This is a genomic window from Pseudomonas plecoglossicida NBRC 103162 = DSM 15088, from assembly GCF_000730665.1.
Taxonomy (GTDB): Bacteria; Pseudomonadota; Gammaproteobacteria; order Pseudomonadales; family Pseudomonadaceae; genus Aquipseudomonas; species Aquipseudomonas plecoglossicida.
In genome coordinates, this window is record NZ_BBIV01000011.1 from 143261 (window position 1) to 168682 (window position 25422).

A 25422-nucleotide genomic window follows, 5' to 3' on the forward strand; every position below is an offset into this window, starting at 1 on the left:
TGAAATTGCGCGTATTGAAGCGCAGTTGGCCGGGAAACCCAAGTGCTGTTGAAAGGGGCCGCCATGCGGCCCCATCGCCGGCAATTCAACTGCCAATCACGGAGCTTTCATCTTCCTCGAACCCATGCGATGCCCGCCCGACCAGCAGCGAATCCGGCGCGCACGCCACGGCGTGGTCCTTGCCCGGATAATCCAGCGAGTAGAGGAAATGCCGAATGCAATTGATCCGTGCCCGCTTCTTGTCATCCGACTTGATCACCGTCCAGGGCGCAGCGGCAGTATCGGTATGGAAGAACATCGATTCCTTGGCCGCGGTGTAGTCCTCCCACTTGTCCAGCGACTTGATGTCGATGGGCGAAAGCTTCCAGTGCTTGAGTGGGTCGTCGCGGCGCGAGATGAAGCGGCGCAGTTGTTCTTCGCGGTTCACCGAGAACCAGTACTTGAACAGCAGGATGCCGCTGTTGCACAGCATGCGTTCAAGGTCCGGCGCCTGGCGCATGAACTCCATGTACTGCAGCGGCGTGCAGAAGTCCATCACCTTCTCGACCCCGGCGCGGTTGTACCAGGAGCGATCGAAGAAGACCATTTCACCCGCCGTGGGCAGGTGCTGGATGTAACGCTGGAAGTACCACTGGCCGCGCTCCTGCTCGGAAGGCTTCTCCAGCGCGACGACCCGCGCCCCGCGGGGGTTGAGATGCTCCATGAAGCGCTTGATGGTGCCGCCCTTGCCGGCGGCATCCCGGCCTTCGAACATGATCACTACCCGCTGGCCGGTTTCCTTGACCCAGCTTTGTACCTTGAGCAGCTCGATCTGCAGCGCATGCTTGGCCTTTTCGTATTCCTGGCGGCACATGCGGGTGCGATAGGGGTAGCAGGCCGGCAGACGGGCACGGGTGCTGTCTTCGCGGCTGCCTCGCGGCGCATTGGCCACTTCGAGTGCGGCAGGTTGCTGGCTGACCTGGGTGATGCACGGGGCAGGCTTGCGTTGGCGGCGACGTGGCACTGGCGAGGTGTTGCTGGAGGGCGCCTCGGGGGCGGGGAGCAGGAGGAGGGATTCTTCGCTCATGGAGATCCTTGCAAGGTCGATTCTAATTGTCCGATTGCAATTGTCGAGTTGAGCGAGAGGGCGTTTGTTGATGCTGGTCAATTTGGGGATGGGTGTACAAACCGATCATCCAGTCGCGTACGGTATTTGGCTCGATAGGTGACACGACACCCAGAAAGGGCCGCTGGGCGGCCCTTTCGTCAGCGTTTCAATCAATTGGGACCTGAGGGCCTGGAATCTCTGACTCATTCTTTTCCAGCGAATGAGCAATTGCACAGGCAACCGCCTTTGCCGCATCAAGCGTGTACTTGGCTAACCATGCATCGCGAGCAGAGAACTCGCGCTCATTCATGGCCGTTGCATAGATAGGTTCGTCCAGTGCATCCAGTAGCTCACACAGCGTTCGTGCAGCATCGGAAACCGGAACCCCGGGCGTGACGGTGAAAAGTTTGAAATCGTTATCCGCCATGCCAGTAGGGCAAAAACGATGGCCTTTGGCGATCTTCAGGTCGCGACCGACATTGGCAGGTGGAGATGGGTGAGAAGCAATGGGCATGAGTAGACTCCTTGTACTAGTTGCCGCTACCCGCTGCCGCCAAGCAGTAAGGGTGGCGGATTGCACAGGATTGGCGGACCGGCGTACAAGGGAACCGGCGCACCCGAAGGTGCTCCTGCGCAACCCGCCATAGCACAGGAGTGCCGGACGCAAAAAAAGCGCCGACAACCGTGATGGGGCGCTGTTGCGCCTTGTACTGTTCAGGCCGCCAAGCCTGGTCGCTGGTTTATAAGCGACGGTGTAGACGATACCGACCTTGCTTTGGTTAGGCAATACCGGTCTCAGAGGTAAATCATGCAGTTACAATTGCCTGCTCACTGTTGAAGGACGAATTTCGCCTCAAGCCTGTGTAGCAGTTCAAAAGTATTCATGTAGGGAACGCTAAAGTTCTCACATATATTTGGAATTATGAACTTTCTTTTCACATCCAGATTTAGTACTTCGTGAGTAACTACGGTGGCACCCGTGGAAATCGCTTTCGCTATTAACCACGGGTCCGCCCCAGATAGGAATTCGTCCAAGGCTCCGGCTTTCATTTTCGGGGCTTGCTCTGAAATATGGGCGGCGATCCGAGTATATGCAGTCTGCGTTTGCTCGTCACTCACACTGTGGAAGAAGGCGCGGTTTTTAGTCGTCCACTCGGCAAGCTCATCATTCCCTTTGGCGAGCTCCTCCATCACAGAGGTTATACTGCCTAGCTCAAGGGTCTGATTTTGGTTGAGTAGCCACTGCCAAAATGCTGGGCAGATTTTCATGCCGTAATAGCGGTTCTTCGCTTCAATGAAAGTGTTTGCGTCTAGTAGATGCTTCATTCCATGAACTGGCCGGCTAGTTTTCGGAGGTTGGCCGGTTGTACGCCCAGAATGTGTCCGGCGTCACGTAGAAGTAGTCGGCCGCTTAGGGTTTCGCTCAAAACTGCTTTACTCAATCGCACACTGTTCTTCGCGATCAGGTTTCGGTAGTAGTTGCCGCTTCCATCTTCTTTGTTTTGATGGGCTTTGAGAACCATTAGGTAGTAAGCACTATACTGATCTTTAGAGATCAGCCCGAGATCCTGCGCACGTCTACCCACTGCTAGCTTGCTAATATGGAATTTTGTTGCCAGAGGAGGCAGGTTTTCTTCCCAGAGAATTCGAGAATTCCAAGTCTCGCGAAAGGACTCCTCGGGAGCAAGAAACTCTCCAGCGACTGCGTTGCAAAACCGCTCTTCATCATGTCCACTAGAGCTGCCATTCGAAACGCCGCTTGTGCCTATCCAGATATGAGCCAGCTCATGGATTAAGGTGAACAGGCGGGCAGAAGGCGCGTCAGAGCTATTTATAAAAATCAGTGGGGCGAGAGTGTTGCTGATGGCGAAACCACGAAACTCGCTAACCTCAAGCTTCCGGTGTGTGTTTCCGACAGCAATACCACTCCTCATTACAAGGATGCCAATATCTTCTGCTGCTTGTATGAGTGCGCGAACATATTTGTCATAGTCCAAGCGGGACGCGGCAGGGTCTACGCCAAGTGTTCTACGCATATCTTCAACTACAGCTTTTACCGGGGAGCGACTGTTAAACCGGCCTACGAAGTCTAACTGTGCGCGTTCATGCTCTTGGAGATAATCCAGATACCAGTCTTGCTTTCGTATTGCATCTTTCACCGTGTCCAGCAAATTTAGGCTCGGTCGCTCAGGTGCAATACCGCCTACGGTCCTCAGGTCTGGAAGAGGCAAATTTTCAACTGGTGGCTGCGGAAGAAACAAAAAACCAAATGGAATATGGGCAGCGTTAGCCCACTTCTGAGCTTGCAGGAAGGTAGGCTTGGCCTTTCCTGCTTCCCAGCTTTCAAGGCGTTCAGTTTTCACCGGAAGCTTTCTTGCAAACTGCTCGGTAGACAAGCCAGCGCGCAGTCTGGACCAAGTGAGGATCGTGGGATTGACGAAGGCGGCTTGAGTCATGGCAATGTTGGTATGCAGATGTTTCCATTCTGGTGTCCGATCACACCGTTACTTGGCCTGCCGAGGCGAGCGAGTCGAGTCTGGGTACGCATTAGCCTTTCTCCTTGGCTACTGAGGTCGCCCAGTGGGCTGAGCGACTTTACGGTATTTGCAGTATGCGGGCTTCGTCAACACGATAGGCGGTTATGCTCTGCCTTGCGTAGTCTTGTGAGCGATCACGGGGGCGATGAGGGCCTAACGTTAGTAGCGCTACGCGCCTTTGTGGAGGTTATGGCTTTCTGAAATGGTGTCGGGATGTCTCAGCGTTCGGCTTTGTTGTAAGCGTGCGGTGCGTTCGTTTCGCCTCGAGTCCTGCAGTGCGCGCTAGGCTGTGTGGTAAGCGTCGGCAGAGCTTATGAGAAGCTTCGGGGATCAGTTTGTGAGCTATGGTTTACGCTCAGGTATCGCGATCTCAATCGTGGATAAGCTTTAGGAGGCCACCATGGCTGATATCAATCTGAGCAAGTGGGATGCAGCAGACCACTTGAAGACCGAAGAAGACATGCTCTTGTACCTTGAGGCCTGCCTTGAAGAAAATGATCCGGCATTGCTCGCTGCGGCCTTGGGCGATATCGCCCGTGCCCGTGGGATGGCCCAACTGGCACGTGACACCGGTCTGACGCGCGAAGGGCTGTACAAGGCATTGTCTGCAGAAGGTAACCCCAGTCTGGCCACTGTCATGAAGGTCATGGCGGCGCTTGGGGTGAGGTTGCATGCGGAGATCGTGCGTCCACAAACAGTGGGGTAGAGGTATCGCTGCGACAGCACATCCTTTTCAGGGGAGGCTGTCATCTGCAGCAAAAATCCCAGACAACAAAAAACCCGCACTAGGCGGGTTTCTTGTTGTCGCTTCGGGTAACTTTGCAACCACCAGAAGCTTGAAGGTGGTGCCCAGAGACGGAGTCGAACCGCCGACACGAGGATTTTCAATCCTCTGCTCTACCGACTGAGCTATCTGGGCGACGAGGTGAATTAAATAGATTTCCAGACCGCTCGTCAACGACTTTTTGAAAAAATTTTAAATTAATTCCGTCGCTTACGTTTTCTGGGGTCATTCGGCCGGTGGAACGTAGCCATCCGCCTGGGCGTATTCTTCGCCGGCGAAAAACTTGTCCATCTCGCCCTGCAGGTACTTGCGGTCCTCGGCGTTCATCATGTTCAGGCGCTTTTCGTTGATCAGCATGGTCTGGTGCTTCTGCCAGTCGGCCCAGGCTTGCTGCGAGATGTGATCGAAGATGTCCTGGCCCTTGGCGCCGGGGTAGGGCGGGCGGTCCAGGCCTGGCAGTTCTTCTTTGTACTTGCGGCACATCACGGTGCGGGTCATCGGGCGTCTCCTGCAATCAGTTCGTCGGCCGCGCGTTTGAGCAGTTTCTTGACCGGGGCGGCGAGGCCCAGGCGCGGCGGGGTGGCGAGGTTATACCAGAGCCAGTCGGCCTCGGCCACGTGCGGGTCGACCGGGTCGACTCGCACCAGCCATGGTTCGATCGCCAGCTGGAAGTGGCTGAAAGTGTGGGTCAGGCCGTCCAGTGCGCGGCTTTCGGCCAGGCGCAGGCCGTGCTGGTAGGCGAGGTCGTCGAGCTGGGCGATGTCGTCCAGTTCCGGCAGGCTCCACAGGCCGCCCCACAGCCCGCTGGACGGGCGGCGGTAGAGTAGGATCGCGCCTTCGTGGTTGGCCAGCAGCGGCATCAGCGTGCGCCGCTGTGGCAGGGCCTTGCGGGGCTTGGGCTCGGGGTAGCGGGTTGCTTCGCCGTGCAGGTGCGCTTCGCAGCCGCGCTGCAACGGGCAGATCAGGCAGCTGGGCTTGCTGCGGGTGCACAGCGTGGCGCCCATGTCCATCATCGCCTGGGTGTAGTGGTTGGCGCGTTGCTGCGGGGTGAAGCGCTCGGCGGTGGCCCACAGCTGGTTGGCCACCTTGGGCTCGCCGGGGTAGCCGGCCTGGGCGGTGTAGCGGGCCAGCACGCGCTTGACGTTGCCGTCGAGGATCGGCGCGCGGATGCCCATGCTGATGCTGGCGATGGCCCCTGCCGTGGAGCGCCCGATGCCGGGCAGCTCGGTGAGTTGCTCGACGCTGCGGGGGAACTCGCCGCCATGCTGCTCGACGACCATTTTCGCCGCTTTCTGCAGGTTGCGTGCACGGGTGTAGTAACCCAGGCCGGTCCACAGGTGCAGCACCTCGTCCTCCGGCGCTTCGGCGAGCGCCTGCACGGTCGGCAGGGCCTGGATGAAGCGGTCGAAGTAATTGAGCACGGTGCTGACCTGGGTCTGCTGCAGCATGATTTCCGACACCCACACCCGGTAGGGGGTGATGCCCTGTTGCCAGGGCAGGTCGTGGCGGCCGTGCTGGTCGTACCAGGCCAGCACGGCGCTGGAGAACTGCTCTGGGCTCATCGCTTGAACAGCCCCTTGAGCGTTTCTTTCAGTTCTGGGCTCACTTTGTCTCCGAGTTTTTCATCGATCTTGTCTTGCAGGCGGCTGCCGGCCAGTTTTGCCGCCACCTTGCCCAGGCCATCCTGGTCCAGGCGGCAGGCCTTGGCGCCCAGCTCCAGCGGGCCGCGGCAGCGCAGTGGCACTTCGACGCCGACATAGCGTTCGTTGACCTGGCAGGCCGGGTCGGGCATGGCGCGCTGGTCACCCTCGACGATCACGCCGACGTTGTAGTCCATGCCGAGCACGCGCAGGTCGAGGTCGCCATGGCCATTGACGGTCAGGCCCGGAATGCGTGCCTTGAGGTCCGGGTTGCTGGCCACGCCGTTGCGTACCACCAGGCTGCCGCGCAGCTCTTCGAACGGGGTGTCCTTGCCGCGGGGCTCGCCGCTGAGGGACTTGCGGTTGAGGGTGGCGATGGCCTGGCACAGCTGCTGTTCCAGGTTGGCATTGACCAGCACGCCATCGTTGATGGTGAAGTTTGCGCTGCCGTTGAGGGTGTCGACCAGTGCCTTCTGGCTGTTGCCGGTCGCGGTCAGATCGCCGGTCAAGGTCAGCAGGCCTTTCACGGGCGGGGCCTGCTCCTTGCCTTCGCGCTTGATGAAGTGCTCGACCGGCACCCGGGTGATCCGCGTGTTCACGCCCACCTGCGGCACCGCCGGGCGCACGTCGATGCTGCCCTTGGCGTCGAAGTTGCCGTTGTAGAGGCCGCCACGCAGGCTTTGCAGGGTCACCAGGCCGCCCTGGGCAGTGACTTGTAGCTGAGCGTCGCTGATCGGCAGCTTGTCCAGGGTCAGCGCGCCGAAGGCCAGGTCGGCTTGCAGGTCGAGTACCCGCAGGCGATCCACCGGCAGCAGTTTGTCATTGCTCCAGGCCACCTGGGTCGGGGCGTTGGGCAACGGCGAGTTGCCGGGGCTGGCTACGACGCTGGCTTCCTGCTGCTGCACTTCGCTCTGGCGTGCGGCGGTGGCGCCCTTGGCCTCTTCGCTCTTGGCCAGCAGGTAGCGGTCGGCGTCGAACTTGTCGCCTTTGAGCTGCAGGCGCAGCGCCTGCTTGGCGATGTCTTCCACGGCCACGCGACCGGTGAAGGTGCTGTCGTCCAGTTTCACTGCCAGGTCGGCAAGGGTCAGGCTGTTTGGCGAGCCCTGCAGGCGGGTCACCAGCTCCAGCTTGCCGAAGGCAGCGGGGTCGTTGGTGGCGGGCAGCGGCTGGCCGATGCTGTCGAGGAAGGTACGCAGGTTGAACTGGGCGATCGACAGGCCACCGCTGAGCTGCGGCTCCTTGTCCAGGTCGCGCAGGTTCAGCTCGCCAATGGCGCGCAGCTGGTTGGCCGAGATTTTCAGGCCGTTCCACGAGGCGACGTTGGCCGCCATGTCGACCAGCAGCTGGCCCTGGGCGGCGAAGGTCAGGGGCTTGCCGCCTGTGGGTTCACCCGAAGTCTCGCCCGACAGGCGCATGTCCTCGAAGTTGTAGCGCTTGAGCTTGCGGTCGAAGCGCAGCTCGCCGGCCAGCTCGGTACGGGCCTTGAGGCTCGGCTCGCTGGCGGCGAGGAACGCGCTGGCCTTGAGGGCGATGTTCGCGCCTTCGTGCACAGGGCCGGTGCTCAGCTGGATGCTTTCGGCGCTGTAGCTCTTACCGTTGCTGGCGTCGGTGTACTGCACCCGTGCGTTGTTGACGGTCAGGCTGTCGATGTCGAGCTTGAGGGTGCGCTCGCTGCCGCTGTCGGGCGCAGCGCCTGGCTGCTCTGCCGTCGTGGGCGCCGGTGCCTTGGCGTCGGCACCAGCCTGCGCTGGCAGCGGTTTGCCGATGTCTTGCCAGTTGCCATGGCCCTGCTCGTCGCGGAGCAGGGTCAGGTTCAGGCCTTCGACGCGCACGTCGCTCATCTGTACTTCGCGGCGCAGCAAGGGCAGCACGCGGACCGACAGGCCGAGCATCTGCAGGTCGGCGAACGGTTCGGTGGGTTTGTTCAGGGTGGCGATGCTGGCCTCGTGCAGCTCCAGGCCCAGCCAGGGGAACAGGCTCCAGCCGATATCGCCGTTGAGGGTCAGCTCGACATGGGCCTTGTCGCGCGCCAACTGGCGGATCTCGTCTTTATAGTCGTTGGGATCGAAGAGGTGGGTCAGGGCAAAGCCCAGTGCCACGATGATCAGCAGCAACCCGAGAAGCCCCAGTCCCAGGATTTTGCCGAACGCTTTCATGGGCGAGTCCTTGTAGTCCGTTATTGAATTTCAAGCGGTTGAGTATAGCGCCGCCGGGGTGGGCCCTGCGTATTCGACAAGCGATACAGGACATTTCCTGCCAATGGATCAGGAGATGCTGCTTTCGACAGCCTGGTTTTTGACAGTTCCGCGCAAGCCGTAATGGCCTTTTCGCCGGCAAGCCGGCTCCCACAGGTATCCACACTGCTCACAAGGGCAAAGCAGTTCCTTGCATTGCCATATGTCATCCGCGTTTCAAGCTTGAGCGTTCTGGGCCTATAATGGAGCCCTTTTCGCCCAATGATTTTGCGGAGCTGGTGATGGTCGAACGTAAGGCTTCCGTCGAGCGCAATACCCTGGAAACCCAGGTCAAGTGCTCGATCAACCTCGATGGCAGTGGCAAGGCTCGATTCGATATCGGCGTGCCTTTCCTTGAGCACATGCTCGACCAGATCGCCCGCCATGGGCTGATCGATCTGGATATCGAATGCAAGGGTGACCTGCATATCGACGATCACCATACCGTCGAAGACGTCGGTATCACGCTGGGCCAGGCATTCGCCCAGGCCATCGGCGACAAGAAAGGCATCTTCCGCTACGGCCACGCCTACGTGCCGCTGGATGAAGCGCTGTCGCGCGTGGTCATCGACTTCTCCGGTCGCCCGGGCCTGCAGATGCACGTGCCTTTTACCCGGGCCACGGTGGGCGGCTTCGACGTCGACCTGTTCCAGGAGTTCTTCCAGGGCTTCGTCAACCACGCCCTGGTCAGCCTGCACATCGACAACCTGCGTGGCCACAACACCCACCACCAGATCGAAACCGTATTCAAGGCCTTCGGCCGCGCCCTGCGCATGGCCGTGACCCTGGACGAGCGCATGGCCGGGCAGATGCCATCCACCAAGGGATGCCTGTAAATGCAGACGGTAGCCGTAATCGACTATGGCATGGGCAACCTGCACTCGGTGGCCAAGGCGCTGGAGCACGTCGGCGCCGGCAAGGTACTGGTCACCAGCGACGCGGCGGTGATCCGCGAGGCTGATCGCGTGGTGTTCCCGGGTGTGGGCGCGATCCGCGACTGCATGGCCGAGATTCGCCGTCTGGGCTTCGACAGCCTGGTCCGTGAAGTCAGCCAGGACCGCCCGTTCCTCGGTATCTGCGTCGGCATGCAAGCCTTGCTCGACCACAGCGAAGAGAACGAGGGCGTCGATTGCATCGGCCTGTTCCCCGGCCAGGTGCGCTTCTTCGGCAAGGACCTGCAAGAAGACGGCGAGCACCTGAAGGTGCCGCACATGGGCTGGAACGAGGTCAGCCAGACCATCGACCACCCGCTGTGGCATGACATTCCGGAGCGTGCGCGCTTCTACTTCGTACACAGCTACTACATCAATGCCGGCAAGCCGGGCCAGGTGGTCGGCCGCGGCCATTACGGCGTCGACTTCGCCGCCGCGCTGGCCGATGGTTCGCGCTTTGCCGTGCAGTTCCACCCGGAGAAGAGCCATACCCATGGCCTGCAGCTGCTGCAGAACTTCGCCGCCTGGGACGGGCGCTGGTAGATGAACAGGTCGAAGACCAAGGCCCCGGTCATCACCCTGGCCCCCGAACAGGAGCGCGAGGCGCTCGATACCCTCAAGCGATTTCTCGAAGACCGTTTCGAGTTGCAGCTGGGGTCGTTCGAAGTGGCCGAGGTCCTCGACGTGTTCAGCAAAGAGATTGCACCCCATTACTACAACAGGGCGATTGCCGATGTTCAGCTGCACCTCAAGGAGCGGTTCGAGAGCATCGAAAGCGACCTGTGGGCACTCGAGAAGCCCTGAAACCCAACAAATAGACAGGTTCCCAAGATGCTGATTATCCCCGCTATCGATCTCAAGGACGGTGCCTGCGTGCGCCTGCGCCAGGGCCGCATGGAAGACTCCACGGTATTTTCCGACGACCCGGTGAGCATGGCCGCCAAGTGGGTCGAGGGTGGCTGCCGCCGCCTGCATCTGGTCGACCTCAATGGCGCCTTCGAAGGCCAGCCGGTCAACGGTGAGGTCGTCACCGCCATCGCCAAGCGCTACCCGAACCTGCCGATCCAGATCGGCGGCGGCATCCGTTCGCTGGAAACCATCGAGCACTACGTCAAGGCTGGCGTCAGCTACGTGATCATCGGCACCAAGGCGGTCAAGCAGCCTGAGTTCGTCGCCGAAGCGTGCAAGGCATTCCCGGGCAAGGTCATCGTCGGCCTGGACGCCAAGGACGGCTTCGTCGCCACCGATGGCTGGGCTGAAGTGAGCTCGGTGCAGGTCATCGACCTGGCCAAGCGTTTCGAGGCCGATGGCGTCTCGGCGATCGTCTACACCGACATCGCCAAGGACGGCATGATGCAGGGCTGCAACGTGCCGTTCACCAAGGCACTGGCCGAAGCCACGCGCATTCCGGTGATCGCTTCGGGCGGCATCCACAACCTGGGCGACATCAAGGCCCTGCTGGACGCCAAGGCTCCGGGCATCATCGGCGCCATCACCGGCCGTGCCATCTACGAAGGCACCCTCGATGTCGCCGAGGCCCAGGCCTTCTGCGACAACTACCAAGGCTGAGGACTGAACCATGGCACTGGCCAAGCGCATCATCCCTTGCCTGGACGTGGACAACGGCCGGGTGGTCAAGGGCGTCAAGTTCGAGAACATCCGTGATGCCGGCGACCCGGTGGAAATCGCCCGTCGCTACGACGAGCAAGGTGCCGACGAGATCACCTTCCTCGACATCACCGCCAGCGTCGATGGTCGCGACACCACGCTGCATACCGTCGAGCGCATGGCCAGCCAGGTGTTCATCCCGCTGACCGTTGGCGGTGGCGTGCGCACCGTGCAGGACATCCGCAACCTGCTCAACGCCGGTGCCGACAAGGTCTCGATCAACACCGCCGCGGTGTTCAACCCGGAGTTCGTCGGCGAGGCGGCGGACCGTTTCGGTTCGCAGTGCATCGTCGTGGCCATCGACGCCAAGAAGGTGTCCGGGCCGGGTGAAGCGCCGCGCTGGGAGATCTTCACCCACGGCGGGCGCAAGCCGACCGGGCTGGATGCAGTTGAGTGGGCAAAGAAGATGGAAGGCCTGGGTGCCGGTGAGATCCTGCTGACCAGCATGGACCAGGACGGCATGAAGAACGGCTTCGACCTGGGCGTTACCCGGGCCATCAGCGATGCGCTGGGGATTCCGGTGATTGCCTCGGGGGGTGTGGGTAACCTGCAGCACCTGGCGGACGGGATTCTGGAAGGGCATGCCAGTGCGGTGCTGGCGGCGAGCATCTTCCACTTTGGCGAGTACACGGTGCCTGAGGCCAAGGCCTACATGGCTTCGCGCGGGATCGTGGTTCGCTGAAAAAATGATTGGGGCCGCAAAGCGGCCCCAACAGCTTCACCCGTGATTCTTGCCCAGCAAGGCGTGATAAAGCTCGGTATCCCCGAGAATCCCCACTACCTTGTCGTTATCCTGCAACACCAACTTGTTGCCGGTCTGATAACGAATCCGCAGCGCCTCGCGCATGCCGATATCGGCATTGACCAGCGTCGGCCGCCGATCCAGCAGTTCCACATCCTCTCCCGGCGCCCAGTTCTGCAGATCCAGCCCGTTCTGCCCCTGGCGGGCACGCTTGAGCGATCCCCCTTCGCCCAGGTCCAGCCATGAGTCGATCCCCGGGTCCAGGCACACCGAACCATTGATCCGCTTGCAGTTGTCCAGCGTGCGCATCAGGCTGCGACCGCACAGTACGTTCAGTGGGTTGGTATGAGCAACAAAGGTGCGCACGTACTCATCGGCCGGATTGAGCACGATCTCCTCGGGCTTGCTGTACTGGATGATCCGCCCATCCTTCATGATGGCGATGCGGCTGCCCAGCTTCAGCGCTTCATCGAGGTCATGGCTGACGAACACGATGGTCTTGTTCAGCTTGCTCTGCAGGGTCAGCAACTCATCCTGCAGACCCTGGCGGATCAGCGGGTCGAGGGCCGAGAACGGTTCGTCCATCAGCAGGATGTCGGCATCCATCGCCAGCGCCCGGGCCAGGCCCACACGCTGCTGCATGCCGCCGGACAGTTCGTCCGGCTTTTTATTGCGCCACTGGGTCAGGCCCACCAGCTCCAGTTTCTCATCGACCAGCTTGCGCCGTTCCTTCTCCGGGCGGCCCTGCATTTCCAGGCCGAAGCTGATGTTCTCGCGCACGGTCAGCCAGGGCATCAGGGCGAACTTCTGGAACACCATGGCGATGCGCTTGGTGCGCATCATCTTCAGCTCCGCCGGGGTGCAGTGGGCAATGTCGATGTGCTTGCCTTCGTGCTCGACGAACAGCTTGCCGCGGCTCACGGTGTTGAGGCCGTTGATGCAGCGCAGCAGGCTCGACTTGCCCGAACCGGACAGGCCCATCAGCACGCAGATCTCGCCCTTGTTGATGTCCAGGTTGGCCTTTTCGACACCTACCACCAAGCCAGTCTGCTTGAGGATCTGCTCGCGGGTCTTGCCCTGGTCGAGCAGCGTCAGCGCTTCGCGCGGCTTGTTGGAGAAGATGACGTCGACGTCTTCGAAGCGAATGATGCTCATGCCTCACCCCTTACCGGCAGTTCCGGTTGCTTGCAGATACGGTCGAGCATGATCGCCAGCAGCACGATCGCCAGGCCCGCTTCGAAGCCCAGGGAGATATCGGCGGTGTTCAGTGCGTTGACCACAGGTTTGCCCAGGCCGTCGGCGCCGACCAGGGCGGCGATCACCACCATCGACAGCGACAGCATGATGCATTGGGTGACACCGGCAGCGATGCTCGGCATGGCATGCGGCAGTTCGATGCGGGTCAGCAGTTGGCGCCGCGAGCAGCCGAAGGCCTTGCCGGCGTCCAGCAGCTCCTGCGGTACGTCGCAGATGCCCAGGTAGGTAAGGCGGATGGGCGCGGCGATGGCGAATACCACCGTGGATATCAGCCCCGGCACCACACCCAGGCCGAACAGGGTCAGGGTGGGGATCAGGTAAACGAAGGTCGGTACCGTCTGCATCAGGTCGAGCACCGGGCGCATGGCGGTATAGAACAGCGGCTTGTGCGCGGCGAGGATACCCAGCGGCACGCCGATGGCCACGCAGACCACGGTGGCGAAGGTGACCTGCGCCAGGGTTTCCATGGTTTCCTGCCAGTAGCCCAGGTTGAGGATCAGCAGGAACGACAGGGCGACGAACACGGTCAGCGCCCATTTGCGCTGGATCAGGTGCGCGAGGGCGGCGAACAAGGCAATCAGGACGAACGGGTTGAACCAGGTCAGGGCACTGGTGACGCCATGGATCATGAATTCCAGGCCTTGAGCGATGGCATCGAAGTAGCTGGCGCCGTTCTGGGTCAACCATTCGACGAATGAGGCGATGTACTGCCCCAGGGGTATTTTCTGATCGATAAGCATGATAGCGAGCTTCCACCTGCAATGATTGAAATCAGTCCGGGGCGGGCACGGTCCCGCCCCGCGGTGTTGCCATAGCGTCTTGCGTTATTGCGTCAGTTTGGCCTTGGCCGCCTCAAGGCCGGGTTTGCCATCCACGGTGGTGACACCCGCCAGCCAGGCGTCCAGCTTGCCAGGGTTGTCCTTGAGCCACTTCTTGGCCGCAGCGTCGGGTTTCATCTTGTCGTCCAGGACATAGCCCATCATGGTGCTTTCATCCTTGAGCTCGAACGACAGGTTCTTCAACAGCTGCCCGACGTTGCTGCATTCCTGTACGTAGGCCTTGCGGGTATTGGTAAACACAGTGGCCTTGCCGAAATCGGGCCCGAAGAATTCGTCGCCCCCGGTCAGGTACTGCATCTTGAAGCGGGTGTTCATCGGGTGCGGTTCCCAGCCGAGGAAGACCACCGCGTCGCCGCGTTTTTGCGCCCTGTCGACTTGCGAAAGCATGCCGGCCTCGCTCGACTGCACGATCTTGAAGCCGGCGTCCTTCAGGCCGAAGGCGTTCTTGTCGATCATGCTCTGGATGGTCCGGTTGCCGTCGTTGCCGGGTTCGATGCCGTAGATCTTGCCGTCCAGTTCCTTCTTGAACTTGGGAATGTCGCTGAAATCCTTCAGGCCCTTGTCATACAGCGCCTGGGGCACGGCCAGGGTGTACTTGGCGTTTTCCAGGTTGGCGCGAACCGTCTCGACAGTGCCGGCGTCGCGGTACGGCTTGATGTCGTTCTCCATGGTCGGCATCCAGTTGCCGAGAAACACGTCCAGGTCCTTGCCGGCGGCCAGCGACTTGTAGGTCACCGGTACCGAGATCATGGTGGTGTGGGTCTTGTAGCCCAGGGCTTCGAGCACGACGCTGGTAGTCGCGGTGGTCACGGTGATGTCGGTCCAGCCGACGTCCGAGAAGCGTACCGTCTGACACTGCTCGGGTTCGGCGGCCTGGGCCAGCAACGGTGCCGAGAGCAACGCAACCAGCAACAGCGAGGGTGAACCTTTCATGGATGGACTCCTGTGATTTTATCTTCGGGTTCGCGAGGGTCGCCGGGCGTTCTCAGGGTCCGGTCGACCAGGCCTGCAGAGGGCAGGTTGCGAGGCCGTGCAATACGAGTCGCTTTCGATAATCCTCCAGCGGCGGGCAAACGCCTACTGGTGGGGTCGTAACCAGTACGCAACGGGTCGTATCCAGTACGGGCGATGTCGCATATGGATTTTTCCACCCCCACGGCCGCGTTTTTGCGTCACCAGAGCGCTGGAAAGCGGCGCGCAGGCGGCCAAAAAGGCGCGGCGCTGCTGGACAAAAGTACGTCGGTTGCAGACGGCGAGAAGGGCGGTAAAAAACCGATGATGCGTGCATTCGTGGCGGCTCGCAGCTTCAGCCTAGCAGTTGCCCCGCCCTGCGCATGGCGCGCAGAGACAAGCCCAGCAAGAGGTGAAGCGACAATGGCCATCAGCGTGTTCGACCTGTTCAAGATCGGTGTCGGGCCTTCCAGCTCCCACACCGTAGGCCCCATGCGCGCCGGCGCCCTGTTCGTCCAGGGCCTGCGCGAACGTAGCGAGCTGGAACGGGTGAAGCGGATCGAGGTACGGCTGTACGGCTCGCTATCGGCCACCGGTATCGGCCACGGCACCGACAACGCCACCATCATGGGCCTGATGGGCGAATGGCCGGACGCCATCGACCCGACCCGGATCGTCCCGCGTATTGCCGACCTGCGCGAAACCGACACCCTGCTGCTGGACAACCGTCTGCCCATCGAATTCGTCTGGGCCCGCGACATGCGCCTGCTGGACGAGAACCTGCCATACCACCCCAACGCCATGACCCTGATTGCCGAAGGCGAGCAGGGCGAGCTGCACCGTGACACCTACTACTCGGTAGGTGGCGGCTTCGTGGTCGATGCGGCCCAGGCCGCCAGCGGTGTGCTGGATGCCGACCAGACGGTACTGCCGTACGATTTCAACAGCGCCGCCGAGCTGCTGCGCCTGTGCAAGCAAAACGACCTCAGCGTGTCGCAATTGATGATGGCCAACGAGAAGGTCTGGCGCAGTGAAGAGGAGATCCGCGCCGGCCTGTACAGGCTCTGGGAAGCCATGCAGGAATGCGTCAACAACGGCCTCAAATACGAAGGTACGTTGCCCGGCGGGCTGAACGTGCGCCGCCGCGCCGCCAAGCTGCACCGCAGCCTGCAGGAAATCGGCAAGCCCAACGTGATCGGCTCGACCATGAGCGCCATGGAATGGGTCAACCTGTTCGCCCTGGCGGTCAACGAAGAGAACGCCGCCGGCGGGCGCATGGTCACCGCGCCCACCAACGGTGCGGCGGGCATCATCCCGGCGGTGCTGCACTACTACATGCGCTTCAGTGATGCGGTGGACGAGTCCAGCGTGGTCGACTTCTTCCTCGCCGCGGCCGCCGTCGGCATCTTGTGCAAGAAGAACGCTTCGATTTCCGGAGCCGAGGTTGGCTGCCAGGGCGAGGTGGGTTCTGCGTGTGCCATGGCGGCCGCGGGCCTGGCCGAGGTGCTGGGGGCGACTCCACCACAGGTGGAGAATGCCGCCGAGATCGCCCTGGAGCACAACCTCGGGCTGACCTGCGACCCGGTTGGCGGGTTGGTGCAGGTACCGTGCATCGAGCGCAACGCGATTGCCGCAGTGAAGGCCATCAACGCCGTGCAGATGGCCCTGCGCGGTGATGGCGAGCACTTCATCTCCCTCGACCAGGTGATCCGCACCATGCGCGACACCGGGGCCGACATGCACGACAAGTACAAAGAGACCTCGCGCGGTGGCCTGGCGGTCAGCGCCATCGAATGCTGACACACCGCGCTGGGCCTATCGCCGGCTTGCCGGAGATAGGGGCCGTGCATTCTCAAGAGGCCACTACACTCGGTGGTGCCCTGTTCTGGAGCACCGCCGATCGTCGGATGTCGTTATCGGTGTGGGCATTGTCGGTGACACTCAATAGTGTCGTTTCTGGGAAACCTACAGTGCCCGTGTCACCAAATTGCTCACCCGTTACACGCAACGCGCTAGCTCGGCGGTTTGCGATGACTGACCAACTCATGCAAGAGCCTGAATTGCCCCAATAAAGGCGTCGTTTTCAGGTTTTTTCGAATGACCGTTCAACTTCAGGCACGGCGTTTGCGTTGAGATTGGCAACCCACCCCCGGAAAATGACCGGCGGGTCAATAACAAGAAATCAGTGCCCGCCTGAGGCACACCCAGCATTTGTGTGAGGAGAAATCGCGATGACGTCGTACACCTCCGGGAACCCAACCCAGAACCGCACAGCACCCCAGTCCATCGGGTTTCTTCTTTTGGACAATTTCACCCTGATCTCCCTCGCCTCGGCCGTCGAGCCGCTGCGCATGGCCAACCAGTTGTCCGGGCGCGAGCTGTACCGCTGGCACACCCTGACCGTCGACGGCGGCCAGGTCTGGGCCAGCGATGGCCTGCAGATCACCCCGGATGCGGCCATCGGCAATGCACCGCCCATGGACACCGTGATCGTCTGCGGTGGCGTTGGCATCCAGCGTTCGGTCACCCGTGAGCACGTCACCTGGCTGCAGGCCCAGGCCCGCCAGTCGCGTCGCCTTGGTGCAGTGTGCACCGGCAGCTGGGCGCTGGCCTGCGCCGGCCTGCTCGATGGCTTCGATTGCAGCGTGCACTGGGAATGCCTGGCCGCGATGCAGGAGGCCTACCCGCGGGTGAACATGAGCACCCGCCTGTTCACCCTCGACCGCAACCGCTTCACCAGCTCCGGCGGCACCGCGCCGCTGGACATGATGCTGCACCTGATCAGCCGCGACCATGGCCGCGAGCTGTCGGCAGCGATCTCGGAGATGTTCGTCTACGAGCGCATTCGCAACGAGCAGGATCACCAGCGCGTGCCGCTCAAGCACATGCTCGGCACCAACCAGCCGAAGCTGCAGGAAATCGTCGCGCTGATGGAGGCCAACCTGGAAGAGCCGATCGACCTGGACGAGCTGGCGGTGTACGTGTCGGTTTCGCGGCGACAGCTCGAGCGCTTGTTCCAGAAGTACCTGCACTGCTCGCCATCGCGCTATTACCTGAAGTTGCGCCTGATCCGCGCGCGGCAGTTGCTCAAGCAGACGCCGATGTCGATCATCGAGGTGGCGTCGGTGTGCGGCTTCGTGTCCACGCCGCACTTCTCCAAGTGCTACCGCGAGTATTTCGGCATTCCGCCGCGGGATGAGCGCGTCGGTTCCAATACCGCGCAGCAGGTAGCGATGATGCCGATTCCGCAGGCCATGGCCCTGTCGCCGCACAGTGGGCCGATGGCCGCACTGAGCCAGGCGCGCAATGAGTCGACCTTTGCCAGTGTGAGGCTCTGAAACAGCACCGGCCTCATCGCCGGCTTGCCGGCGATGAGGCCGGAACAGGAAGGACCGATTACGCGCGCTTGTTGAATTGCGCCAGCGCTGGCAACAGTTGCTTGTCGATGGCCTGGCGCACTGCCGGCAGGATCGTCGCACTGCCGGTATACATCTGTTCGACCATACCCTTGAGCGCTCGGGCATTGGGCTCGGTCAACCCGCGTACCACCGCCTCGCAGGCCTGCTCGGCAGAGGCCCCGGCGGGGATGTCGAAACCGCGCGCGCGCAGGTGGCCTGCCAGGTCGTCCTGATCAATCAAATCCGCATGCATCATGGCTGTTGTCCCTTTTATCGCGAAGAGAGTGCTGCTTGATTCACGACCGATTCTGTGACGAGCACGACATGCCCGCAAGGGCAGAATGTCGCGATGGCTGCTTTGGCTAAGAACAGGTCGTTCCCGGCTAAATCCCTGGCCTGAGAAGCCAGCACACTGAAGCCATTCACGGTACCAGAGGGTTTGGTCACCCTCGCTCACGCACAGTGGATGTTGCTCGCTCTCTTGGCCCCGGATGCTCACGGCTTCCCGGGGCCATTTTTTTGCCTGCCGTTTATTTAGCGGGGGGAAGGGCAATCACTCGCCCAAGGTACTCAGGCGCTGGCAGATCGCGCTGGCTATCGACCAGTGCCTGCAGCAACCCTGCACTGCGCTCACTGAACGGCGCCGCTTTCGGGCCCGCCAGGTCGACATGCAGAAGCATCTGTTCGCTGACTGCCAGCGCTTCGCCGAACCCTTGCCGGTGCAAGCTGTGACAGACGTGCAGGCGCTTGCGGTCGAAGCCGATGATTTGCGTCTGCACCCACACTTCGGTGCCCAGCTTCACTTCGTGCAGGTAGTTGATATGGGCCTCCAGGGTGAACAGCGACTGCCCACTCTGCCCCCGGCTGTCGGCATCCAGGCCGATACGCTCCATCAGCGCATCGGTGGCGTAGCTGAAAATCAGCAGGTAGAAGGCATCGCGCAGGTGCCCGTTGTAGTCGACCCAGTCCTCCTGGACTGGGGTGCGATAGGTGATCAGTGCCGGCATCGCGGTCTCCTCAGTCGCTGAACGACATGCCATGGCTGGCCTTGCTGGTCTTCACCGCCTCCAGCACCGCCAGCAGCGTATCGTCACGATAGCGCTCCAGCGCCGCGATGCTGCGTTCGCCCAGTTGCTCGGAAGTGCCGTCGACCACGTCGTCGATCAGCTTGTCGGTCAGCTCCGGGGCCGGCAGATACGTCCAGGGCAGCTTCAGCGCCGGGCCGAACTGCGACATGAAGTGGCGCATGCCGGCATCGCCACCGGCCAGGGTGTAGGTCAGGAAGGTACCCATGAACGACCAGCGCAGGCCGGCGCCGAAGCGGATCGCATCGTCGATTTCACCCGTGCTGGCGACACCGTCGTTGACCAGGTGCAGCGCCTCGCGCCACAGCGCTTCGAGCAGGCGGTCGGCGATGAAGCCGGGCACTTCCTTGCGCACGTGCAGTGGGCGCATGCCCAGTGCGGTGTAGATGGTCTTTGCCGCCTCGATGGCTTCAGGTGCGGTCCGGTTGCCGCCGACGATCTCCACCAGTGGCAGCAGGTACACCGGGTTGAACGGGTGGCCGACCACGCAGCGTTCGGGGTGGGTGGCAGACTCGTAGAACTCGCTGGGCAACAGGCCCGAAGTGCTGGAACCGATGATGGCGTTGGGCTTGGCTGCGGCGCTGATCTTTGCATGCAGGTCGAGCTTGAGGTCCAGACGTTCTGGCGCGCTTTCCTGGATGAAGTCGGCGTCGCGCACGCATTCCTCGATGGTGGCGACGAACTTCAGACGGTCCTGCGCCGCGCCAGGTGCGAGGCCTTGCTTTTCAAGTGCCGGCCAGGCGTTGGCGATGCGTTTGCGCAGCGCCTGTTCGGCACCCGGTGCCGGGTCCCAGGCGAGCACGTCGAGGCCGTGGGCCAGGGCGCGGGCGACCCAGCCGCTGCCGATCACGCCGCTACCCAGGGCGGCGAAAGTCTTGATCTCGGTGATGAAAGGCATATCGGTCTCCTGAAGGGATCAGCGGCGCTTGAGGTTCATTTTTTCCCGGCCTTCTGCCGGGCTGAGTACGCGACCACCCATGCGGGTGATGATCTCGGCCGCGCGCTCCACCAGTTGGCCGTTGCTGGCCAGCACGCCACGGTCCAGGTACAGGTTGTCTTCCAGCCCGACCCGCACGTTGCCGCCGAGCAGCACGGCCTGCGCGGCCATCGGCATCTGCATGCGGCCGATGCCGAAGCCGGCCCAGGTGACGTTGGCCGGCAGGTTGTCGACCATCGCCTTCATGGTGGTGGTGTCGGCCGGCGCGCCCCATGGGATGCCCAGGCACAGCTGGAACAGCGGGTCTTCGAGCAGGCCTTCCTTGATCATCTGCTTGGCGAACCACAGGTGGCCGGTGTCGAAGATTTCCAGCTCGGCCTTCACGCCCAGCTCGGTGATGCGCTTGGCGCCGGCGCGCAGTTGCGCAGGGGTAGAGACATAGATGGCGTTGCCATCGCCGAAGTTGAGGGTGCCGCAGTCCAGGGTGCAGATCTCCGGCAGCAGCGCCTCGACGTGGGCCAGGCGCTCCAGTGGGCCGATCAGGTCGGTGCCGGGGCCGAATTCCATGGGGTTTTCGCCAGGGCCGATCTCCAGGTCGCCGCCCATGCCGGCGGTGAGGTTGACGATGACGTCGACGTCGGCTTCGCGGATGCGTTCCATGACCTCACGGTAGAGGTTCACGTCGCGGCTGAAGCGGCCGGTCTGCGGGTCGCGGACGTGGCAGTGGACCACGGTGGCGCCGGCCTTGGCGGCTTCGACGGCGGATTCGGCGATCTGCTTGGGGGTGACAGGGACCAGGTGGCTCTTGGCGACCGTGTCGCCGGCGCCGGTGAGGGCGCAGGTGATGATGACGTCGTGGTTCATGGCGGTTCCTTGTGGTGTCTGTGGTGGCCTTATCGCCGGCAAGCCGGCTCCCACAGGGTTCGCGGTGAACCCTGGTGAGCGTTGTCCCTGTAGGAGCCGGCTTGCCGGCGATGAGGCCCTGTCAGTTGGCGGTGAGCTTGAGGTTGTCGGCGGCAGGCTTGCCATCGAAGGTGGTCACACCTTCAAGCCAGCGGGCCTTGTCCTCGGGGTGGTCCTTGAGCCACTGGCGCGCCGACTCCAGGGCGTCCTTGTGGTCGAGCAGCGGCTGCATCATGCGGCTCTCGTCCTCGGCGCTGAAGTTCAGGTTGGCCAGCAGGCGATGGGCATTGGGGCAACGCTCGGCATAGTCCGGGGCGGTCACCGTCCATACCGTGGCACGGCCTTCGTCCGGGCCCAGGGCGTCCTGGCTCTCGCCCAGGTAGGCCATCTGGATGTTCACGTTCATCGGGTGCGGCGCCCAGCCGAAGAACACCACCGCTTCCTTGCGCCGCACGGCGCGGTCGACGGCGGCGAGCATGCCGGCTTCGCTGGACTCGACCAGCTGGAACTTGCCCAGGTCGAACTGGTTCTTGGTGATCATGGCCTTGATCTGGGTGTTGGCACCCGAGCCGGGCTCGATGCCGTAGATCTTGCCGCCCAGTTCCTTCTCGAACTTGTGGATGTCGGCAAAGGTCTTCAGGCCCTTGTCATACAGGTACTTCGGCACTGCCAGGGTCGCCCGGGCATCTTCCAGGCTCGGCTTGTCGAGCACCTTGACTTGCTGGGCATCGACGAAGGGGGTGATGGTCTGGGTCATGATCGGGTTCCAGTAACCCAGGAACATGTCCAGGCGCTTGTCGCGAATACCGGCGAAGATGATCTGCTGCGAGGCACTGGTCTGCTTGGTCTGGTAGCCCAGGCCGTCGAGCAGCACCTGGGCCATGGCGCTGGTGGCGATGACGTCGGTCCAGTTGACCACGCCCAGGCGTACGTTCTTGCAGGCCGCAGGTTCTGCGGCGAAAAGCGGGGTAGCGACGATGCTGCTCAGGGCAAGGGACAACAGGCTGCGGCGGATCAAGCTGTGCATGGTGGCTCTCCATCGGCAGTGCATTTTTTATAGGGGCCGGCCTCTCTGGACCGTGTGAACACGCTACGCTGCTGCCAGGTTGAAAAATCGCACCCTGGCGACCAACAATTGCACGCAAGCGACCACCTCCACTGTGGAGCACTCGATGCCGGACACCATCCACTTTCTATTGCTGCCGGGCTTTTCCGCCATGGGTTTCATCAGTGCCCTAGAACCCCTGCGCGTCGCCAACCGTTTTCGCGGCCCGCTGTACCGCTGGCGCGTGCTCAGTCTGGACGGCGGTGCGGTGCAGGCGAGCAATGGCATGTCGGTGAATGCCGACGGCGCGCTGGCTCAGGAAGCGCCTGGGCACCTGCTGCTGGTGGTGGCCGGGTTCGATCCGCTGGCACACTTCGGCCCCGCGCTGCAGCAGGGCTTGCGCCGCTTCGAGCATGACGGGGCGATCCTCGGTGGTATCGATACCGGGGCGATGTTGCTGGCAGAGGCCGGCTTGCTCGACGGCTATCGGGCGACCTTGCACTGGGAGGCGCTGGATGCCTTCAAGGAGCGCTATCCGCGGCTGCAGGCGACCCAGGAGCTGTTCGAGATCGACCGTCGGCGCATCACCTGCGCCGGTGGTACCGCCTCGATCGACCTGATGCTCGACCTGATCGCCCAGGCCCATGGCGGCGAGCTGGCGGTGCAGGTGTCGGAGCAGTTCGTGCTCGGGCGCATCCGCCCGCGCCAGGACCACCAGCGCATGCAGATCGCCAGCCGCTATCGCATCAGCAACAAGAAACTGGTGAAGGTGATTGGCGAGATGGAGCGCAACATCGAGCAGCCGCTCAATACCCAGGTGCTGGCCGATGCGGTGCAGGTGACCCGACGGCAGCTGGAGCGGCTGTTTCGCTTGCACCTGGGCGACACGCCCAGTGGCTTTTATCTGCGCCTGCGGCTGGACAAGGGCCGACAGCTGTTGCGCCAGACCGACATGAGCGTGCTGGAGGTGGCGGTGGCGTGCGGGTTCGAGTCGGCTTCGTACTTCACCCGGTGTTACCGGGTGCGCTTCGAGCGCTGTCCGCGCGAGGACCGGTTGGCGCGGGCCGTTTGAGGGTGGCCATGCGGACCTCATCGCCGGCGCAGAATCACTGCTGACCGATGGTCTGCAGATATTCCGAGCGATCATCGCTACGCTGCGCCACGCAGGTATTCCAGGCTGCCTCGAAGGCCTTGCTGCCCGGTTTCTCGGCATAGGTCTCGACCTTGCAGTCGGCATCGCGCAGCTGTGCCCAGAGCTTCTCGGCGGCGTCCACGCGCCCGGTCAGCGCCGTGGACTTGTCCGCTTCGTCGGCGTACTGGGCGCGAATGCGCTGGATCAGGTCGTCATAGGCCGACTTCAATTCACGCTCGGCAGTCTGCTTGTTGTAGGCCGCGCAGGCGTAGGTCTGCTGATCGGTCTCGACGTTGTCGCAAGGCGTGCTTTCTTCCTCGCCGGCGTGGGCCACGCCGACGACGGCCAGCAGTACCAGCCATGCCATTGATTTCATCCGTTTTCTCCTTAACAGGCTGACGAATGGCTGGGATTCTCGCTCAGCCAATGGCAACACGGTAGCTTCCTGAAGAAAAGTTCATGTAAGTCGCTTATCGAGACTGTCTCTCATCCCCAGGTCGCGGGCCAGACAGCCTGATGTCGCGCATTGACGCTTTCGGCAAACCCCCTGTCGTTTTTGCATCGGGGCGTATCCAGCCGCAGGCATATGCTGGCCCCAAAGCGCCGGCAGAAGGTTTGGCGCAGCCCAACTGAATAAAAAGGGGACAGCCTGATGAGCCCAGCCGAACTTCACGCCGACAGCATCGTCATCGACGGCCTGATCATTGCCAAATGGAACCGCGAACTGTTCGAGGACATGCGCAAGGGCGGGCTGACCGCGGCCAACTGCACGGTGTCGGTCTGGGAAGGGTTCAAGGCCACCGTCGACAACATCGCCGCCAGCCAGAAGCTGATCCGCGACAACAGCGACCTGGTGATGCCGGTGCGTACCACCGCCGACATCCGCAAGGCCAAGGAACTGGGCAAGACCGGCATCCTCTTCGGCTTCCAGAACGCCCATGCGTTCGAAGACCAGATCGCCTACGTCGACGTGTTCAAGCAGCTGGGCGTGGGCATCGTGCAGATGTGCTACAACACCCAGAACCTGGTCGGCACCGGCTGCTACGAGCGTGACGGCGGCCTGTCGGGCTTCGGCCGCGAGATCGTCGCCGAGATGAACCGCGTGGGCATCATGTGCGACCTGTCCCACGTCGGCTCCAAGACCTCCGAAGAAGTCATCCTCGAGTCGAAGAAGCCGGTGTGCTACTCCCACTGCCTGCCATCGGGCCTGAAGGAACACCCGCGCAACAAGTCCGACGCAGAACTGAAGTTCATCGCCGACCACGGCGGCTTCGTCGGCGTGACCATGTTCGCGCCGTTCCTGGCCAAGGGCATCGACTCGACCATCGACGACTACGCCGAAGCCATCGAGTACACCATGAACATCGTCGGTGAAGACGCCATCGGTATCGGTACCGACTTCACCCAGGGCCACGGCCAGGACTTCTTCGAATACCTGACCCACGACAAGGGCTACGCCCGTCGCCTGACCAACTTCGGCAAGATCATCAACCCGCTGGGCATTCGCACCGTCGGCGAGTTCCCCAACCTCACCGAAACCCTGCTCAAGCGCGGCCACTCCGAACGTGTTGTGCGCAAGATCATGGGCGAGAACTGGGTCAACGTCCTCAAGGACGTCTGGGGCGAGTAAGCCGCTCTCCAAGCCTGATAGCCCCTGCCAGCAACGCCGGGGCCCCCACATGAAAATTTTTATGGAGTTGAGTTTCCATGGCCAAGATCGCCCCGCAATTGCCAATCGAAGTCGACAGCGAGACCGGAGTCTGGACCAGCGATGCCCTGCCGATGCTGTACGTGCCGCGGCATTTCTTCGTCAACAATCACATCGGCATCGAGGAAGTGCTGGGCGCCGACGCCTACGCCGAGATCCTCTACAAGGCGGGCTACAAGTCGGCCTGGCACTGGTGTGAGAAAGAAGCCGAGTGCCACGGCCTGGAAGGCGTGGCGGTGTTCGAGCACTACATGAAGCGCCTGTCGCAACGTGGCTGGGGCCTGTTCGAGATCCAGGACATCGACCTCGACAAGGGCACTTGCAGCGTCAAGCTCAAGCATTCCGCGTTCGTGTACGTCTATGGCAAATGTGGCCGCAAGGTCGACTACATGTTCACCGGCTGGTTCGCCGGTGCCATGGACCAGATTCTCGCTGCCCGCGGCAGCAAGATCCGCACGGTGGCCGAACAGGTCTACGGCGGTTCGGAAGAAGGCCACGAAGATGGCCTGTTCGTTACAAAGCCGTTGTAAGCCGGAGAGAGCG

The 25422-nt window shown here is 62.1% G+C and carries 27 protein-coding genes and 1 tRNA gene; 11 read left to right on the plus strand and 17 right to left on the minus strand.

Going from position 1 to position 25422, the window contains the following annotated elements:
* Window positions 1–85 precede the first annotated feature (85 nt).
* From ppk2 to PPL01S_RS08750, 4 genes are all read right to left on the minus strand, one after another.
* On the minus strand, window positions 86–1066 hold the full coding sequence (gene ppk2, locus PPL01S_RS08735; protein ID WP_028625520.1) for a polyphosphate kinase 2: 981 nt from the start codon (window positions 1064–1066) through the stop codon (window positions 86–88).
* Between the two features lie 187 nt (window positions 1067–1253).
* Window positions 1254–1601: a DUF3077 domain-containing protein gene (locus tag PPL01S_RS25060; protein WP_016394198.1), complete on the minus strand. Its 348-nt coding sequence runs from the start codon at window positions 1599–1601 to the stop codon at window positions 1254–1256.
* 314 nt (window positions 1602–1915) lie between these two features.
* The gene (locus PPL01S_RS08745) at window positions 1916–2413 is read right to left on the minus strand and encodes a DUF4411 family protein (protein ID WP_028625519.1); all 498 of its coding nucleotides are present in this window, start codon (window positions 2411–2413) and stop codon (window positions 1916–1918) included.
* A complete protein-coding gene (locus tag PPL01S_RS08750) occupies window positions 2410–3543 on the minus strand; it encodes an XRE family transcriptional regulator (RefSeq protein ID WP_028625518.1) in 1134 nt (377 codons plus the stop codon). Before PPL01S_RS08750 ends, PPL01S_RS08745 begins: the two co-directional genes overlap by 4 nt.
* Before the next feature lie 481 nt (window positions 3544–4024).
* On the opposite strand from PPL01S_RS08750, the gene PPL01S_RS08755 reads away from it, so the two are divergent.
* Window positions 4025–4330, plus strand: coding sequence for an addiction module antidote protein (locus PPL01S_RS08755; RefSeq protein ID WP_016392206.1), 306 nt, complete (start codon window positions 4025–4027; stop codon window positions 4328–4330).
* A gap of 137 nt (window positions 4331–4467) precedes the next feature.
* On the opposite strand, the gene PPL01S_RS08760 is transcribed toward PPL01S_RS08755, so the two are convergent.
* The 4 genes from PPL01S_RS08760 to PPL01S_RS08775 form a co-directional block, all read right to left on the minus strand.
* Window positions 4468–4543: transfer RNA gene (locus PPL01S_RS08760), tRNA-Phe, on the minus strand.
* A 90-nt stretch (window positions 4544–4633) separates the two neighbouring features.
* Window positions 4634–4906, minus strand: coding sequence for an oxidative damage protection protein (locus tag PPL01S_RS08765; RefSeq protein ID WP_016392207.1), 273 nt, complete (start codon window positions 4904–4906; stop codon window positions 4634–4636).
* The gene (gene mutY / locus PPL01S_RS08770; protein WP_016392208.1) at window positions 4903–5970 is read right to left on the minus strand and encodes an A/G-specific adenine glycosylase; all 1068 of its coding nucleotides are present in this window, start codon (window positions 5968–5970) and stop codon (window positions 4903–4905) included. The genes PPL01S_RS08765 and mutY overlap by 4 nt, the downstream gene beginning before the upstream one ends.
* Entirely contained in the window at window positions 5967–8204 is a 2238-nt protein-coding gene (locus PPL01S_RS08775; RefSeq protein ID WP_016392209.1) for an AsmA family protein, read from the minus strand. Before PPL01S_RS08775 ends, mutY begins: the two co-directional genes overlap by 4 nt.
* Before the next feature lie 320 nt (window positions 8205–8524).
* On the opposite strand from PPL01S_RS08775, the gene hisB reads away from it, so the two are divergent.
* The 5 genes from hisB to hisF are packed head-to-tail and all read left to right on the plus strand — an operon-like array spanning window position 8525 to window position 11564.
* Window positions 8525–9118 carry an imidazoleglycerol-phosphate dehydratase HisB gene (hisB, locus tag PPL01S_RS08780; protein WP_008091492.1) on the plus strand — a complete coding sequence of 198 codons (594 nt, stop codon included), beginning with the start codon at window positions 8525–8527 and terminating at the stop codon, window positions 9116–9118.
* Complete coding sequence (hisH, locus tag PPL01S_RS08785) at window positions 9119–9757, plus strand: imidazole glycerol phosphate synthase subunit HisH (RefSeq protein WP_016392210.1); 639 nt, start codon at window positions 9119–9121, stop codon at window positions 9755–9757.
* A complete protein-coding gene (locus tag PPL01S_RS08790) occupies window positions 9758–10018 on the plus strand; it encodes a DUF2164 domain-containing protein (RefSeq protein WP_016392211.1) in 261 nt (86 codons plus the stop codon). It abuts the gene before it with no gap.
* A gap of 27 nt (window positions 10019–10045) precedes the next feature.
* Window positions 10046–10783, plus strand: coding sequence for a 1-(5-phosphoribosyl)-5-[(5-phosphoribosylamino)methylideneamino]imidazole-4-carboxamide isomerase (gene hisA / locus PPL01S_RS08795; protein ID WP_003255731.1), 738 nt, complete (start codon window positions 10046–10048; stop codon window positions 10781–10783).
* Between the two features lie 10 nt (window positions 10784–10793).
* Entirely contained in the window at window positions 10794–11564 is a 771-nt protein-coding gene (gene hisF, locus PPL01S_RS08800; RefSeq protein WP_003255729.1) for an imidazole glycerol phosphate synthase subunit HisF, read from the plus strand.
* Between the two features lie 36 nt (window positions 11565–11600).
* Here the strand turns inward: hisF and choV are convergent, their stop codons facing one another.
* From choV to PPL01S_RS08815, 3 genes are all read right to left on the minus strand, one after another.
* Window positions 11601–12779: a choline ABC transporter ATP-binding protein gene (gene choV, locus PPL01S_RS08805; protein ID WP_016392212.1), complete on the minus strand. Its 1179-nt coding sequence runs from the start codon at window positions 12777–12779 to the stop codon at window positions 11601–11603.
* Complete coding sequence (gene choW / locus PPL01S_RS08810) at window positions 12776–13624, minus strand: choline ABC transporter permease subunit (RefSeq protein ID WP_171817228.1); 849 nt, start codon at window positions 13622–13624, stop codon at window positions 12776–12778. The genes choV and choW overlap by 4 nt, the downstream gene beginning before the upstream one ends.
* Before the next feature lie 81 nt (window positions 13625–13705).
* On the minus strand, window positions 13706–14653 hold the full coding sequence (locus PPL01S_RS08815; protein ID WP_016392214.1) for a choline ABC transporter substrate-binding protein: 948 nt from the start codon (window positions 14651–14653) through the stop codon (window positions 13706–13708).
* A 441-nt stretch (window positions 14654–15094) separates the two neighbouring features.
* Here PPL01S_RS08815 and PPL01S_RS08820 point away from each other — a divergent pair, with 441 nt between their 5' ends.
* Both PPL01S_RS08820 and gbdR read left to right on the plus strand, forming a co-directional pair.
* Window positions 15095–16471: an L-serine ammonia-lyase gene (locus PPL01S_RS08820; RefSeq protein ID WP_016392215.1), complete on the plus strand. Its 1377-nt coding sequence runs from the start codon at window positions 15095–15097 to the stop codon at window positions 16469–16471.
* A 431-nt stretch (window positions 16472–16902) separates the two neighbouring features.
* Window positions 16903–18009, plus strand: coding sequence for a choline metabolism transcriptional regulator GbdR (gbdR, locus tag PPL01S_RS08825; protein WP_016392216.1), 1107 nt, complete (start codon window positions 16903–16905; stop codon window positions 18007–18009).
* Window positions 18010–18067: 58 nt separating this feature from the next.
* On the opposite strand, the gene PPL01S_RS08830 is transcribed toward gbdR, so the two are convergent.
* From PPL01S_RS08830 to choX, 5 genes are all read right to left on the minus strand, one after another.
* Window positions 18068–18325, minus strand: a complete 258-nt coding sequence (locus tag PPL01S_RS08830; RefSeq protein WP_003255717.1) for a hypothetical protein — start codon at window positions 18323–18325, stop codon at window positions 18068–18070.
* A gap of 274 nt (window positions 18326–18599) precedes the next feature.
* A complete protein-coding gene (locus tag PPL01S_RS08835) occupies window positions 18600–19076 on the minus strand; it encodes a thioesterase family protein (protein ID WP_028625517.1) in 477 nt (158 codons plus the stop codon).
* Between the two features lie 10 nt (window positions 19077–19086).
* Entirely contained in the window at window positions 19087–20052 is a 966-nt protein-coding gene (locus PPL01S_RS08840; RefSeq protein WP_016392218.1) for an L-carnitine dehydrogenase, read from the minus strand.
* Window positions 20053–20070: 18 nt separating this feature from the next.
* Window positions 20071–20955, minus strand: coding sequence for a 3-dehydrocarnitine:acetyl-CoA trimethylamine transferase CdhC (gene cdhC / locus PPL01S_RS08845; RefSeq protein ID WP_016392219.1), 885 nt, complete (start codon window positions 20953–20955; stop codon window positions 20071–20073).
* A gap of 121 nt (window positions 20956–21076) precedes the next feature.
* Window positions 21077–22021, minus strand: a complete 945-nt coding sequence (gene choX / locus PPL01S_RS08850; RefSeq protein ID WP_016392220.1) for a choline ABC transporter substrate-binding protein — start codon at window positions 22019–22021, stop codon at window positions 21077–21079.
* A gap of 145 nt (window positions 22022–22166) precedes the next feature.
* Between choX and PPL01S_RS08855 the strand changes: the two genes are divergently transcribed.
* The gene (locus tag PPL01S_RS08855; protein WP_016392221.1) at window positions 22167–23111 is read left to right on the plus strand and encodes a GlxA family transcriptional regulator; all 945 of its coding nucleotides are present in this window, start codon (window positions 22167–22169) and stop codon (window positions 23109–23111) included.
* Between the two features lie 34 nt (window positions 23112–23145).
* Here the strand turns inward: PPL01S_RS08855 and PPL01S_RS08860 are convergent, their stop codons facing one another.
* Window positions 23146–23547, minus strand: a complete 402-nt coding sequence (locus PPL01S_RS08860) for a lysozyme inhibitor LprI family protein (protein WP_028625516.1) — start codon at window positions 23545–23547, stop codon at window positions 23146–23148.
* A 276-nt stretch (window positions 23548–23823) separates the two neighbouring features.
* Here PPL01S_RS08860 and PPL01S_RS08865 point away from each other — a divergent pair, with 276 nt between their 5' ends.
* Window positions 23824–24801: a dipeptidase gene (locus PPL01S_RS08865; RefSeq protein WP_016392223.1), complete on the plus strand. Its 978-nt coding sequence runs from the start codon at window positions 23824–23826 to the stop codon at window positions 24799–24801.
* A gap of 77 nt (window positions 24802–24878) precedes the next feature.
* Window positions 24879–25409 (plus strand): DUF5943 domain-containing protein, encoded by a 531-nt coding sequence (locus PPL01S_RS08870; protein ID WP_008091518.1) that lies wholly within the window; start codon window positions 24879–24881, stop codon window positions 25407–25409.
* Window positions 25410–25422: the final 13 nt, after the last annotated feature.

Coding starts and splice junctions, on each gene's coding strand:
- ppk2 (WP_028625520.1), bottom strand. CDS start 1,066: ATGAGCGAAGAATCCCTCCTCCTGCTCCCCGCCCCCGAGGCGCCCTCC.
- PPL01S_RS25060 (WP_016394198.1), bottom strand. CDS start 1,601: ATGCCCATTGCTTCTCACCCATCTCCACCTGCCAATGTCGGTCGCGAC.
- PPL01S_RS08745 (WP_028625519.1), bottom strand. CDS start 2,413: ATGAAGCATCTACTAGACGCAAACACTTTCATTGAAGCGAAGAACCGC.
- PPL01S_RS08750 (WP_028625518.1), bottom strand. CDS start 3,543: ATGACTCAAGCCGCCTTCGTCAATCCCACGATCCTCACTTGGTCCAGA.
- PPL01S_RS08755 (WP_016392206.1), top strand. CDS start 4,025: ATGGCTGATATCAATCTGAGCAAGTGGGATGCAGCAGACCACTTGAAG.
- PPL01S_RS08765 (WP_016392207.1), bottom strand. CDS start 4,906: ATGACCCGCACCGTGATGTGCCGCAAGTACAAAGAAGAACTGCCAGGC.
- mutY (WP_016392208.1), bottom strand. CDS start 5,970: ATGAGCCCAGAGCAGTTCTCCAGCGCCGTGCTGGCCTGGTACGACCAG.
- PPL01S_RS08775 (WP_016392209.1), bottom strand. CDS start 8,204: ATGAAAGCGTTCGGCAAAATCCTGGGACTGGGGCTTCTCGGGTTGCTG.
- hisB (WP_008091492.1), top strand. CDS start 8,525: ATGGTCGAACGTAAGGCTTCCGTCGAGCGCAATACCCTGGAAACCCAG.
- hisH (WP_016392210.1), top strand. CDS start 9,119: ATGCAGACGGTAGCCGTAATCGACTATGGCATGGGCAACCTGCACTCG.
- PPL01S_RS08790 (WP_016392211.1), top strand. CDS start 9,758: ATGAACAGGTCGAAGACCAAGGCCCCGGTCATCACCCTGGCCCCCGAA.
- hisA (WP_003255731.1), top strand. CDS start 10,046: ATGCTGATTATCCCCGCTATCGATCTCAAGGACGGTGCCTGCGTGCGC.
- hisF (WP_003255729.1), top strand. CDS start 10,794: ATGGCACTGGCCAAGCGCATCATCCCTTGCCTGGACGTGGACAACGGC.
- choV (WP_016392212.1), bottom strand. CDS start 12,779: ATGAGCATCATTCGCTTCGAAGACGTCGACGTCATCTTCTCCAACAAG.
- PPL01S_RS08815 (WP_016392214.1), bottom strand. CDS start 14,653: ATGAAAGGTTCACCCTCGCTGTTGCTGGTTGCGTTGCTCTCGGCACCG.
- PPL01S_RS08820 (WP_016392215.1), top strand. CDS start 15,095: ATGGCCATCAGCGTGTTCGACCTGTTCAAGATCGGTGTCGGGCCTTCC.
- gbdR (WP_016392216.1), top strand. CDS start 16,903: ATGACGTCGTACACCTCCGGGAACCCAACCCAGAACCGCACAGCACCC.
- PPL01S_RS08830 (WP_003255717.1), bottom strand. CDS start 18,325: ATGATGCATGCGGATTTGATTGATCAGGACGACCTGGCAGGCCACCTG.
- PPL01S_RS08835 (WP_028625517.1), bottom strand. CDS start 19,076: ATGCCGGCACTGATCACCTATCGCACCCCAGTCCAGGAGGACTGGGTC.
- PPL01S_RS08840 (WP_016392218.1), bottom strand. CDS start 20,052: ATGCCTTTCATCACCGAGATCAAGACTTTCGCCGCCCTGGGTAGCGGC.
- cdhC (WP_016392219.1), bottom strand. CDS start 20,955: ATGAACCACGACGTCATCATCACCTGCGCCCTCACCGGCGCCGGCGAC.
- choX (WP_016392220.1), bottom strand. CDS start 22,021: ATGCACAGCTTGATCCGCCGCAGCCTGTTGTCCCTTGCCCTGAGCAGC.
- PPL01S_RS08855 (WP_016392221.1), top strand. CDS start 22,167: ATGCCGGACACCATCCACTTTCTATTGCTGCCGGGCTTTTCCGCCATG.
- PPL01S_RS08860 (WP_028625516.1), bottom strand. CDS start 23,547: ATGAAATCAATGGCATGGCTGGTACTGCTGGCCGTCGTCGGCGTGGCC.
- PPL01S_RS08865 (WP_016392223.1), top strand. CDS start 23,824: ATGAGCCCAGCCGAACTTCACGCCGACAGCATCGTCATCGACGGCCTG.
- PPL01S_RS08870 (WP_008091518.1), top strand. CDS start 24,879: ATGGCCAAGATCGCCCCGCAATTGCCAATCGAAGTCGACAGCGAGACC.